Consider the following 11880-nt stretch of genomic DNA (forward strand, 5'->3'; position numbering starts at 1 on the left):
TGAAGCAGTGAAGCTGGAATTTTATTTTGATCGCGACTGTGGATTTTGTCAGGTAAGCGCAGGTGTTTTGAGCCGACTCTGTCCAGGCACGCATATAGTTCCGGCTACGCCTGGTGCCTCTTATGTTGGGAAAAACATTAGCCATTCAGCAGTGGCTCGGATTAACAATTCTTGGTATCAGGGGGCAAACGCTATAGCGAGCATTCTGGAAAGCGGTGGGCGCAATAGTGGGTTGAGATTTTTGGGAAGAGCATTGAAAAACCCCGTGCTAGCCCCCTTTGCTGGAATCATTTATAGGGTAATAGCACTAAACAGACACAGACTTGGCCCGCTTGTTGGGGCCAAGTCCTGTCGGTTGGATCACTGACGTCCTAGATACGTAAGGACAGCCGTGACTGTGGCATTAGTCGCGGAGGTAACAGTGGGAACATAATCGGGGAGGAAAGAACCCATGTGATTGACCGGGATATCCGATTCGATGGTTCCTAGCTTCTCTGCTTCTTCCCATTGCTTGCGAGGTGTGGCGCCTACTGTCCAGAAGAGATATGGGGAGTTAAATGCCATCGGAATGTTGGAAAAATCTTCCGATGCCGTCCACTGGCTTGCGGTGCGAGAGTCTGTTCCAAATACTTGATCAAAATTAGCTCGTACGCGTGCGAATACATGGGGATCGTTTTCTGTAAGCGGACCATGAGCGAAATAGCGGAAAGTAGGAGGGACAGTTCCTCCAGATGCCGCGCATTCCGCATGCACTACACGTTCGATAGCAGCATAAAGCTTTTGTCGGACCTCGTTGCTATACATGCGACAATTCAACACAATCCGGGCATTCCTAGGGATCGTATTGTTAGAGTGGCCTGACTCCAAAGTTCCTACAGAGACAATCGCAAAGTCTTGGGGAGCGATCTCGCGGCCCACGATGCCTTGAAGGCGAATAACAATCATGGCTGCGATATATGTGGGATCAATCGCGTTATGGGGCATTGACCCGTGAGCGCTCTTTCCCTCTATCCGTATTTCTATAGAATCGCATGCTGCGAGAACTGCGCCTGGTTTGGACATAACTACTCCAGCAGGGCCTGGCACGATATGCTGGGCAAAGCACACGTCGGGACGGGGGATTTTTGTTACTAGCCCGTCTGCAACCATCGCCTCAGCACCAGCTCCATTTTCTTCGGAGGGTTGAAAGAGGGCAATAAACGTGCCTGACCAGTGCGAGCGGTGGGCGTCGATAAGCGCACAAGCCCCCAGTAATGCGGTGGTATGCATGTCATGCCCACAGGCATGCATGACCGGAACCGGTGATTCCCCGGAAGTATCTATGCGACGAGAAGCAAAGCTTACGCCTGTGGTCTCTTCCACCGGAAGCGCGTCAAAGTCGGCACGAGCAAGAACGCACGGGCCTTCGCCGTTACTAAAGATCGCTACAACCCCGTGTCCACCGATCGATGAGATAATGTCGCAGTCAAATTCAGTAAGTTTTTCTTGAATTTTTGCAGAGGTCTCCCGTTCCCACCCAGAGAGTTCGGGATGGGAATGCATCCACTGGTAAAAATCCTTTTGCCAGCTGAGGTCGGTTGTAGAGGAAGCTAAAAATTCAGCGATATCCATGTCTTCCACCATAAAGAAAGCCGTGCGGACAATAGCAAATATCCCCCCGATTCTTGCAAATTGATGAGATAAAAACGCTGGATATCTATCCGAGAGGTAGGGGGGATCTTGAGAGTCTATTTAATGCAGCGCGACATTGTACTTCAAGCTATTACGCTGAACTGCACATTCCGTAGCAATTCGGATGTTAGGGGAGATGCGACCTTGATCGCGGAGACTGTAGAGCTCATGGACAATTCTGTCTCTCACGTCCCATGGAGAGAGCGTATTAAGATAGATTTTTGTCCCGCCCTCAAAACCCGCGAGCGTGGATACCCGCCACTTGATCATGATTCGCCACGGCATGGGGATATCTACGTCAACTGGTTTATGGTGCCATTCTTCATTGCAGGGGACTTGTGGTCCTGCTCCGGCATGGCACGCGTGCACGAGGTCACTCATGTCTCGAATTTCTTCTGATGATTGTAGCCATGGTTCAGAGACGGCCGATTTTGAGAACACCTCAAGGGTTGGGAAGCGATGGCCAAATCCCGCAAAACATATGGCGTGGTCATTTTCTGCAATCACGAGATTGTGCATGGCGGCGAAATCTACAGCCCATTCGTTGTACATATTTGGGTTTTGGCGTAACTTCTGCACTTCCATCTCAGAGTGCACGCCGCGTTCGTCGACAGCGACCAATTGCTTATGCAAGTGGTCAAAAGAAGCACCGGCGGGCTTGAGCCAGTTCTGGAAAACTGCAACGTAGGGTGCGTATCGGTTGCGAGAGTAGAGGTCGCGAAGCGAATCTATAGTGAAACGTATAAAAGCCTCGTGCTCCTCATACGTGAGAGTGCCAGCAGATGCTGGCTGATCACTGTGCGTAGCATCGTCGGTGTAGTGGCGCCGGGCTATGATCACGTCATGTCCACCGCCGAAGAAAGCGGACGCGTCTTTTAAGAGTTCGTTTTCGGGATAATCCGTAGATACGGCGTTGCCGGCGGCTTTACGTTTGGTTTTTATAATCTCTAGCACATGTTTCCTGCCCAAGTCTGATGCTATGTAGCGTTCCATGCGGGCTTGGGTTTCGGAGTCTAAAGAATAGTCGTAGTTATCGTGCCAGTAGTCATAGGAGACAATCTCAAATAAATTGGGCACTCGTCGAAATGCTGCCGTTGTGGCGTATAGGTCCTCAGCGCCCACGCCCCGCAGGATTTCCCAGTCAGAATTTTTCTTGACAGAACTTTGGACCATTCGTGCTTTTTCCGGAGGCGTTTCTATTTGACGATCTGAGCAAAAGGCACAGGTAGAAACATGATCTTGATAAGTAAGTTTGTGAATATCCGCTGGCAGATGTGTCAAGGGGCGGTTGGCTCGCCCCGGTACCGTCCAGACTTGGGTGCCGGAGAAGGGATTCACCTGTTTGATTGTTCCGTCTGCCATAGTCACGATCGGGGTTGGCCGTGAATACATCTGCGCGTTCATAGCTCTTTAGAATATTAGCTACTCTTGCAATATGCCTACGATTCAGTTTGATTGTCTGATAGACAGTGAAAATGCAGCGTATATGACCAAGCGGGTGCGCAGGCTCAACGAGCTTCTTATCCGCGATGGCAAGATTATTTCGGCGGATGTTACGCACGATCCACATCCCCATGTTGATCCGTTATTGGAAGATCAGCTACGGCAAATATTGCGGGAGCAGAGAGACTGTGAATCGGAACAGGGTGAGGGAGAATCAACAGAAACATCGGAAGATGATGTTAACGTTCAGCGATTCTCCATTGACGTAAGCGGAGTAAGCGGTTCGCTCAATGAGCTAGCGATGACGTATTCACATGTTTTTACCCCGCTTGCGGATCTTCCTCGCGATGTCCTTGCTCTGCAGGATGAACAGGCTTTTGAACAGACCACTCCTTACCCGTGGTCGCTTGAAATCCTGAGGTAGGACCTGACCACGGAACGACCGGCGCGGGTGAGTTGATCCTGAGTAGAAGCGACCTCGTTGATAGGAGCGAGTTGGATAGGGAGCGTTCCTTGAGGTGCATCGTCAGAGAACTTACCTGCGATGATGACGGGTAGAGTATTTTTCCCGCTGAGGTCTAGGACCGCTCCTACCACTTTTCCTTTGGTCGATTGGGCATCGAAAGCTCCCTCGCCGGTGATAAGGATATCTGCGTGCTCTGCTAGGGAATCAAGGCCTAGTGACTGCGCGACAATGCGTGCTCCTGGCAGGATGCGTACATGATCAGTGTTTCCGTGAACTATGCCTGATAGCCATGTGATACCCACTGCCAAGGCACCTGCGGCCCCCATGCTCACGGTATCGGGGTCGACACCTGAGACCTTGCAGAGCTGGGCGATCCCGGCATCAAGTTGTGCGATGTCTTCCTCGGAAGCGCCTTTTTGAGGGCCGAATTGGGAAGCCGCGCCTTGAGGTCCGATAGCAGGTGCAGTGACGTCGCTTAATAGCACCCAATCCATCGCAGCGGCCGGGATATTGAGTTGGGCTGTGTCTAAGAAATCCAGATCAATGAGGGCTGCGCCTCCCTGCTTGAGTGCTAGACCATTCTTATCCATGGGCGTGGCCCCTAAGGCGACTAGGATTCCGGTGCCACCGTCAGTGGTTGCTGTCCCTCCTAGTCCTAGGACGATGCGTGTTGCCCCGCGTGTTTGAGCGTCGGCTATGAGCACGCCTGTTCCGTAAGTATCGGCAAAAGTAGGGTTGAGTTGGTCTGTCACCGCCGAAAGCCCGCTTGCTGCAGCAACGTCGATATACGCAGTATTTGTTGTGGTATCGAATGTGTACGTTGCCTGGGTGAGCCGGCCGATAGCGTCAGTGGTGGGCAACGTGATCTCTTCACCACTGAACACAGAGGATGTGCCTTCTCCGCCGTCTGCCATGGGAGCAAGCGTGATAGTCACTGATTCCGGTGGGACATTGAGCTGCTGGAGCTCTAGGTTAATTCCGTCGCTGATGTATTGAGCTGCTTCTACGGCGGTTGCGGTTCCTTTGAAAGAATCGGGGGCAATCACAATATTGAGGGGGCGATGCGAACCTTGTTGTAGATCCGCAAGGTTCAATGGCGGCACATCTTCCACAGTCACGTTCGCGCATCCTTTCTCCGGCGGGCGTGCATCTTTGTTTGCGCTGTTTCGGTCGCACGTGGTGCGTGCGAGTGATCGTTTCCTTAGCCTACAGGGCGGCGTAGGGTGGGCGGCTCTGGAAGAGGTAGATCAGCGCTAAATGTTATGAGCTTTTCGACGTTATATAGCGCGAAAACTTATCTATTTCTAATGAATAATAGGCGAGGGGAAGCGTTTTTCTATTTTGCAATAGATATTTTTCTGTACGGAATTTGTCTTACGTTCTTGCAGTTGGGGGCGTATATTTCATTTCTTTGTGCCATTTCCATCTGCTGTGATTTCTTCATTTTCGATAGTTCGATAGGTGAATTTATGGAATTCCGTGTAAAGTCACAATCGCCGGCTTGAGAGTTGGCCCGCATTCAACTGCGCCGGATTGCTTCCGTGCTTGTGTAGGCGTGGTGTGGGGTTTTTAGAAGTAAGTTCCTAGGAGGTAGGAAAACATGTCAACGATTGATGAGCGTGTGCAGGGTTACTATGACGCGCTACTAAAGCGCAATCCTGCAGAGCCCGAGTTTCACCAGGCTGTGGCAGAAGTTCTTGACTCCCTGAAAACCGTTCTGGAGAAGGACCCTCACTACGCTGATTATGGCCTTATTCAACGACTATGCGAGCCGGAGCGTCAGCTGATGTTCCGTGTTCCATGGGTAGATGACCAGGGCGTGGTGCAGGTGAATCGGGGTTTCCGAGTTCAGTTCAACTCTGCAATCGGCCCATATAAGGGTGGTCTGCGTTTCCATCCGTCAGTCAACCTGGGCATTATTAAGTTCTTGGGTTTTGAGCAGGTTTTTAAAAACTCTCTGACCGGGTTGCCCATCGGCGGTGGCAAAGGCGGCTCGGACTTTGACCCTAAAGGTAGGTCTGATGCTGAAATCATGCGTTTCTGTCAGTCTTTTATGACTGAACTGCACCGTCATATCGGAGAATATCGTGACGTTCCTGCAGGTGACATTGGAGTCGGCGGGCGCGAGATCGGTTTCCTCTTTGGGCAGTACCGCCGCCTTGCTAATCAGCATGAGTCAGGTGTTCTTACCGGAAAGGGGCTTACCTGGGGTGGCTCATTGGTGCGTACCGAGGCCACAGGATACGGGCTTGTTTATTTTACAAGCGAGATGCTGGCGCATCATGGTGATTCCTTTGTCGGCAAAAAAGTCATCGTTTCCGGATCTGGCAACGTAGCAATCTATGCCATTGAAAAGGTTCAGGAGCTTGGCGGAACTGTTATTGCCTTCTCTGATTCTTCGGGCTGGGTAGAGACTCCTAATGGTGTGGACGTTAAAAAGCTAAAGGAGATTAAGGAAGTCCGCCGTGAGCGCGCCACTGCGTATGTTGATGAAGTAGAGGGGGCGATTTATCACGAAGACGGGTCGATATGGGACCTTACCTGTGATGTGGCTTTGCCTTGTGCAACCCAAAATGAACTCGATGGGCGCGACGCTAAGAAGCTTGCAGAAAACGGCTGTAAATATGTTGCAGAAGGCGCCAACATGCCGTCGACCGCTGAGGCTATTGAAGTTTACCGTGAAAAAGGTATCCACTTTGGCCCGGGTAAGGCTGCTAATGCGGGCGGTGTGGCTACGTCGGCCCTAGAAATGCAACAGAATGCTTCCCGTGATTCTTGGAGCTTTGAGTATACGGATGAGCGTTTGAGGGAGATCATGCGCGGAATTTTCCAGAATTGTGAACGTACTGCTCGCGAATATGGCCACGAGGGTGACTACGTGATTGGCGCTAACATCGCCGGCTTTAAAAAGGTTGCCGACGCAATGCTGGCTCAGGGCGTGATCTAAGCCTCGTTATCGGGATTTAACGTGAAATTGTTGCTTATGCAGCGATTTCACGTTTTTCTTTTGCTAAAAAGCTGATTTTAATGCGGGTGTTAGAAACTATTGCAATTCAATATCTTTAAAAGTAGTGACGCCTACCACAAATGAACCTACACTAGGGGGTACATGGCCCTCGCAGCGGCCTTCGATTGGTCTCACAATGACCTCAGAGAAAGGAATGCATCATGCTTATCGGCTGCCCGACAGAGATTAAAAACAATGAATCTCGTGTTGCTTTGACCCCCGCTGGCGTGGTTGAACTCGTAAAGCGTGGGCATGATGTGCTGGTTCAGGCTGGTGCAGGAAATGCTTCCGGCATTGAAGACTCTGTATACATAGAAGCCGGAGCCCAGATTGTAAATGATGCGGCAGAAGCATGGTCTGCGGATACCGTAATTAAGGTAAAGGAGCCGCTAGCTGAGGAATATGGCTATTTTAAGCGGGGACAAATTCTGTTTACTTATCTGCATCTAGCTGCAGTGCCCCAAGCCGCTACTGCGCTTTTAGAGGCGGGGGTTACCTCCATTGCTTATGAGACGGTCACCGGCAATCGGGGGCTACCACTACTGGCACCGATGAGTGAGGTAGCAGGACGTCTTGCAGCGCAAGTAGGGGCATATCATCTTATGCGACCGCAAGGCGGAGCGGGTGTTTTGTTGTCGGGCGTTCCGGGGACCGCGCCGGGCAAAGTGGCGGTCATCGGTGGCGGAGTTGTAGGGGAATCTGCTGCCCGAATCGCTGTAGGGCTAGGTGCTCAGGTGACGCTTCTCGACGTCAACCTGAATCGACTGCGCGATCTCTCAGCACAGTACGGCTCCCGTCTTATCACTATGGCGAGTAACTCTTATAACATCGCACAAGCGGTCGCGGATGCTGACTTGGTAATCGGTTCTGTGTTGATCCCTGGTGCTGCCGCGCCAAAGCTAGTTACTCATGATCATGTGCTGTCTATGCGAGATGGAGCGGTCCTTGTTGATGTAGCCATCGATCAAGGGGGCTGCTTTGCAGATTCTCGTCCAACGACTCACGACGAGCCCACGTTTATGGTTGACGGAAAAGTCTTCTATTGCGTTACCAACATGCCTGGTGCAGTGCCTGTGACTTCTACGGCTGCATTGACCAACGCTACACTGCCTTTCCTGCTCTCTCTTGCGGATAAAGGTTGGCGTAAGGCGATGGCCGATGATCCGCACTTTGCGGCAGGCCTTAATACCGTGGAAGGGAAACTGACCAACACTGCGGTAGGGGAAGCCCTAGGGCTGGAGTCTGTAACCCCAGCCTCTTTTATCTCCTAACAACGGGAGCGCGCTCGTACAGCTTTGTATGAGCCCCCTGACGGGAAGTCGTGATACTACTACTTTGGTTCTGAACGAGGGCCGTACGTAATTATAACGTTTCCTTTTGACGTCGTAGAAGCTGAGATGAGCTGCAGGCGCGTAAGGGGAATTCCCTCGCAGAGCGTTGAACCGGCGCCCACGATCACCGGGTGCAATATGAGCGTGATCTCGTCTAGAATGCCTGCTTCTACACATTGACGGACTACAGAGAGTGAGCCTTGGATCGCAATATCGCGGCCAGGTTGTTCTTTGAGGTTTTGGATGTAGCTTATGAGGTCATCGTGAACAAGTTTGGTATTAGACCACGTAATATCTTGAGGCTGTAATGACGTGCTGGCCACGTGCTTTGGGGTGGAATTAATAAAATCGGCGAATCCCGCATCGGGCCCTCAGTAACAGCAGGCCAATAGGACGACCATTCGTTGTAGCTGTTGCGCCCAAGAACAACGTCATCGATACGTCCGATGCTTTCAGTCATAAGTTGGGCTAGTTCTTGGTCGAAGGCATCAAACTGAAATGTGTCAGGGCGGTTAGCACGCCCATCGACAGAATAGAAAAGTGTTGTTACGAGTTTACGGTTCATGGGGGTCCTTAAGATATATAGAGCTTTGTACGTGGTGGTGCGGGAGACGTTCTATTTCGGTCTTGTTGGTCGCGCAACCCGTTGTCGGGGCTTATTACTATTGAGCGTTTAATGCTGTTGGTCGGAAAACTATTTCTAAAGGGCTAATCACGCAGAAAATTGTTACCGGCAGAACCCTAAAAATACATGGTAGATACAAAATCTGCACAATAAATACAGGATGCATCTTGGCAACCGGGCGTTGCTAGTGTTTTTAAAACATAGCTATATAGGTAGTTGCTTTTACCGTGGTGCAAAACAACATTTTTAAAAATGAGCGTTAGTAAAGATCTAGTCCTAGCACAGTAAACAAAATAATTTCGTGTTAAAAATGGAAAGGCTGTGTGCTGGGAAGTACCCTTAAAGTATGTATCGCGTATTCGAATGCCTTGATGAACTTGTCCAGACTGTAGAGCAGGCATACGGCGTTCCAATGACGTCTAACTGCATGGTTCCGCGTAATGAGATGCTGGCGCTTCTCGACGACCTGCGCAATGCGTTGCCAGTAGAAGTCGATGATGCTCAGGACGTCCTCGATCAGCGTGATGAAATCATTCGTGGTGCGGAGGAGCGCGCGAACGAAACGGTTTCTTCTGCAGACCGTGAGGCTACAAGCATCATGGAGCGTGCTCGTCAGGAGTCGGAGACGATGCTTACAGATGCAGAAAACCGTGCCCACGCCACAGTTGCCAAAGCTCAGGATGATGCTGAGCACATGGTTAACAGCGCACGCAGAGAAGCAGATGACACCATCAACCGGGCGCAAAATGAGGCCGAGCGGATTGTTGCAAGTGGTAATGAACAGTATCAACGTAGCGTGGATGAGGGGCTAGCAGAGCAACATAGGTTGGTTAGTGAGGCTGAAGTGGTGCGCCGAGCTAACGAAGAAGCCCACAGAGTTGTCGATGCAGCTCACGCTGACTCTAACCGATTGCGTCAGGAATGCGATGCATTTGTAGAGAATAAATTGTCTGAGTTTGAAGATTCTCTCTCAGCAACGCTGCGTACTATCTCACGCGATCGTGCGGCTTTGCGCAGGGGAGCAGGAGCCTCTGCCGGCGCAACCTCCATGCAATCAACGCGTGGCGGATACGAGAACTAGAACCTCTCAAGATGCAAGTACTCGCTGGCACTACTAGCGAGTACACTTAAGGGACGATGATGAACGATTCTTCTCCTTTTATTTTTAACGTGTCCTCGTTGTTGCGAGGCTCCGCTATGCCCGAAACTTTTACGCAGACTGGGCCTAGCCCCGTGCGTATTGGTCCCGCAATGATCGGGATTCCAGAAGGCGGACCAGTCCAGGTTGATGCGACTCTCATTCCTCTTGGGGATGCTGTTATGGCAGAAGCTACTATTCGGGCCGAACTTGAGGGTGAATGCGCACGCTGTTTGAAGCTGCTGACCCCAGATGCAGAATTTCATGTAAAAGAAGTTTTTGCGGCTACGGATGATTTCATCCAAGGGGAGGATAACGAGGAAGACGACGACGTATCAAAGATTGTTGGCGACTCGATCGACCTGCTCCAAATTGTTATTGATGAGGCGGGTATGAACTTACCGTTTAATCCAGTGTGCGAATCGGGCTGTGATGATTCTGAATCTGATGTGCCTGCACCTGACGGAGTATCGGGGGAAAAACAGGATCGAACTGATCCTCGCTGGGCTGGATTGGAGAAATTTCTGTGAGCAGAAAAAAGCAACGAGCAACTGGATTTGACGCTCTGCAGGAGGCTTTCGACCGTATTAATTATGCGTCTTTGATTGACTCTTTAGGCATTGATATTCCTAGGGATTTGTTGATGTTGGCGTTGACGCACCGTTCCTTTGCCAATGAAAACGGCAGTCTTCCTAATAACGAGCGTTTAGAATTCCTTGGCGATGCTGTCTTGGGCTTATCCGTTGCCAGTAAGTTGTATGAGCAATATCCATCACGGGCGGAAAGCGATATTTCCAAGATGCGCGCGAGTATCGTGAGCCGTTATGGACTAGCTGATATTGCTCGTGAGATTAAGTTGGGTAGCTTCATTTTGCTGGGCAAAGGGGAGCTTATGACTAACGGCAGGGATAAGGAATCGATTCTTGCTGATACCACCGAGGCACTCTTGGGGGCAATCTATTTGGCGCATGGCTTTGAGGTCGCTCGAAACACAGTTTTACGGCTCTTCCAGCGGAAGATTGACACTGCTAGTGCCGTTGGTATGCATCAAGACTGGAAAACTACGCTTCAGGAGCGAGCTGCTGAGCGTAAGCTTCCCATACCGGTATATACGGCTTCTTCCACAGGGCCAGAGCACAGTCAAATTTTTACTGCGGTAGTTACCGTGGGTACTACAGTTTTGGGCGAAGGAACAGGCCCCAACAAAAAACTTGCGGAACAGGCAGCGGCGCATAAAGCAGTTACTTTCCTTCAAGAAAACCCAACGTTTTCTTAATCCTTAAAAGAAGGATTGCATCGTGCCTGAGTTGCCAGAGGTAGAGGTTGTTCGCCGGGGACTTGAACGCCATGCCGTTGGGAGGGCGTTAACTTCTGTGGCAGTCTCACATTCTCGTGCTGCACGCTATGTAGTAGGCGGCCCTCAGGAGCTTGAGGCGCGGCTACGCGGACGAGTGCTTTCCTCGGTGCATCGGCGCGGAAAGTTTTTGTGGTTTGTTTTGGATGACTCTTGTGCACTTATGGTGCATCTGGGTATGAGTGGGCAGATGCTTATTAAGCAAGCTGATGCCTCATTGCATCCTCATACCCGGATTCGCTGTTCTCTTAGTTCTGGAAGCGAACAGAGCGAATTATGGTTTGTGGATCAGCGTACGTTTGGCTATTGGAGAATCGCCGAATTGGTCTATTCCCATAATCGATTAGTTCCTAAGCCAATGGCCCACATAGCAGCCGATCTATTGGAACCCGCGCAAGATCTTATGGCGACAGCGCGACTGATTAAAACTAAACATTTAGAGATTAAAAGACTGCTTCTTAATCAAGAGATTGTTGCGGGAATCGGTAATATATACGCAGATGAGATGCTGTGGTCTGCGCAAATACACCCTAGGCAGAAGGCGCACAGGCTTTCATTACGTGCGATTCACTCGCTCTTAAACGAAGGACAAAGAGTGATGCATAATGCTCTGCTGCAAGGAGGAACAAGTTTTGATTCGCTGTATGTCAATGTGAATGGCGAATCTGGCTATTTTGATGTTTCTTTGCAGGCTTATGGCCAAGAAGGAATGCCTTGCACGCGATGCGGTACAGCGTTGGTGCGGGAAAAGTTTTCCAATCGTTCAAGTCACTTTTGTCCACGATGCCAGCGGCTGCAATAGAACCTTCATAGGGGGCCAGGGAACCGAAGCCTAACGATCCTCC

The 11880-nt window shown here is 50.7% G+C and carries 12 protein-coding genes; 8 read left to right on the forward strand and 4 right to left on the reverse strand.

Annotated elements, in window-relative coordinates; translation table 11 throughout:
* Positions 1-7 precede the first annotated feature (7 nt).
* On the forward strand, positions 8-367 hold the full coding sequence (locus CpATCC19410_RS11115) for a DCC1-like thiol-disulfide oxidoreductase family protein (RefSeq protein ID WP_157262034.1): 360 nt from the start codon (positions 8-10) through the stop codon (positions 365-367).
* On the opposite strand, the gene CpATCC19410_RS06440 is transcribed toward CpATCC19410_RS11115, so the two are convergent.
* Entirely contained in the window at positions 361-1623 is a 1263-nt protein-coding gene (locus CpATCC19410_RS06440; protein ID WP_013242204.1) for an amidohydrolase, read from the reverse strand. The genes CpATCC19410_RS11115 and CpATCC19410_RS06440 overlap by 7 nt on opposite strands.
* Positions 1624-1731: 108 nt before the next feature.
* Positions 1732-3075, reverse strand: a complete 1344-nt coding sequence (locus CpATCC19410_RS06445; RefSeq protein ID WP_013242203.1) for a DUF4921 family protein — start codon at positions 3073-3075, stop codon at positions 1732-1734.
* A gap of 31 nt (positions 3076-3106) precedes the next feature.
* On the opposite strand from CpATCC19410_RS06445, the gene CpATCC19410_RS06450 reads away from it, so the two are divergent.
* Positions 3107-3538, forward strand: coding sequence for a hypothetical protein (locus CpATCC19410_RS06450; protein WP_013242202.1), 432 nt, complete (start codon positions 3107-3109; stop codon positions 3536-3538).
* Here the strand turns inward: CpATCC19410_RS06450 and CpATCC19410_RS06455 are convergent.
* The gene (locus tag CpATCC19410_RS06455) at positions 3508-4698 is read right to left on the reverse strand and encodes a glycerate kinase (RefSeq protein WP_014401256.1); all 1191 of its coding nucleotides are present in this window, start codon (positions 4696-4698) and stop codon (positions 3508-3510) included. The genes CpATCC19410_RS06450 and CpATCC19410_RS06455 overlap by 31 nt on opposite strands.
* Before the next feature lie 482 nt (positions 4699-5180).
* Here CpATCC19410_RS06455 and gdhA point away from each other — a divergent pair, with 482 nt between their 5' ends.
* Positions 5181-6527, forward strand: a complete 1347-nt coding sequence (gdhA, locus tag CpATCC19410_RS06460; protein ID WP_013242200.1) for an NADP-specific glutamate dehydrogenase — start codon at positions 5181-5183, stop codon at positions 6525-6527.
* Between the two features lie 221 nt (positions 6528-6748).
* Positions 6749-7858: an alanine dehydrogenase gene (gene ald, locus CpATCC19410_RS06465; protein ID WP_013242199.1), complete on the forward strand. Its 1110-nt coding sequence runs from the start codon at positions 6749-6751 to the stop codon at positions 7856-7858.
* Between the two features lie 59 nt (positions 7859-7917).
* Here the strand turns inward: ald and CpATCC19410_RS11035 are convergent, their stop codons facing one another.
* Positions 7918-8241, reverse strand: a complete 324-nt coding sequence (locus CpATCC19410_RS11035; protein ID WP_013242198.1) for a dihydrofolate reductase family protein — start codon at positions 8239-8241, stop codon at positions 7918-7920.
* Positions 8242-8889: 648 nt separating this feature from the next.
* Here CpATCC19410_RS11035 and CpATCC19410_RS06475 point away from each other — a divergent pair.
* The 4 genes from CpATCC19410_RS06475 to mutM are packed head-to-tail and all read left to right on the forward strand — an operon-like array spanning position 8890 to position 11837.
* On the forward strand, positions 8890-9624 hold the full coding sequence (locus CpATCC19410_RS06475; protein WP_013242197.1) for a DivIVA domain-containing protein: 735 nt from the start codon (positions 8890-8892) through the stop codon (positions 9622-9624).
* A gap of 56 nt (positions 9625-9680) precedes the next feature.
* Positions 9681-10211 (forward strand): YceD family protein, encoded by a 531-nt coding sequence (locus CpATCC19410_RS06480; RefSeq protein ID WP_014401255.1) that lies wholly within the window; start codon positions 9681-9683, stop codon positions 10209-10211.
* Positions 10208-10957: a ribonuclease III gene (rnc, locus tag CpATCC19410_RS06485; protein ID WP_013242195.1), complete on the forward strand. Its 750-nt coding sequence runs from the start codon at positions 10208-10210 to the stop codon at positions 10955-10957. The genes CpATCC19410_RS06480 and rnc overlap by 4 nt, the downstream gene beginning before the upstream one ends.
* A gap of 22 nt (positions 10958-10979) precedes the next feature.
* A complete protein-coding gene (gene mutM / locus CpATCC19410_RS06490) occupies positions 10980-11837 on the forward strand; it encodes a bifunctional DNA-formamidopyrimidine glycosylase/DNA-(apurinic or apyrimidinic site) lyase (protein ID WP_013242194.1) in 858 nt (285 codons plus the stop codon).
* The last annotated feature ends 43 nt before the right edge of the window (positions 11838-11880 follow it).

Origin of the sequence: Corynebacterium pseudotuberculosis (assembly GCF_002155265.1) — a bacterium.
GTDB classification, from domain to species: domain Bacteria; phylum Actinomycetota; class Actinomycetes; order Mycobacteriales; family Mycobacteriaceae; genus Corynebacterium; species Corynebacterium pseudotuberculosis.

Bases quoted from the DNA above. Each gene is read 5' to 3' on its own strand.
- CpATCC19410_RS06480 (WP_014401255.1), top strand. From the start codon at position 9,681: ATGATGAACGATTCTTCTCCTTTTATTTTTAACGTGTCCTCGTTGTTG.
- CpATCC19410_RS06475 (WP_013242197.1), top strand. From the start codon at position 8,890: ATGTATCGCGTATTCGAATGCCTTGATGAACTTGTCCAGACTGTAGAG.
- CpATCC19410_RS06440 (WP_013242204.1), bottom strand. From the start codon at position 1,623: ATGGTGGAAGACATGGATATCGCTGAATTTTTAGCTTCCTCTACAACC.
- ald (WP_013242199.1), top strand. From the start codon at position 6,749: ATGCTTATCGGCTGCCCGACAGAGATTAAAAACAATGAATCTCGTGTT.
- CpATCC19410_RS06450 (WP_013242202.1), top strand. From the start codon at position 3,107: ATGCCTACGATTCAGTTTGATTGTCTGATAGACAGTGAAAATGCAGCG.
- CpATCC19410_RS06445 (WP_013242203.1), bottom strand. From the start codon at position 3,075: ATGAACGCGCAGATGTATTCACGGCCAACCCCGATCGTGACTATGGCA.
- gdhA (WP_013242200.1), top strand. From the start codon at position 5,181: ATGTCAACGATTGATGAGCGTGTGCAGGGTTACTATGACGCGCTACTA.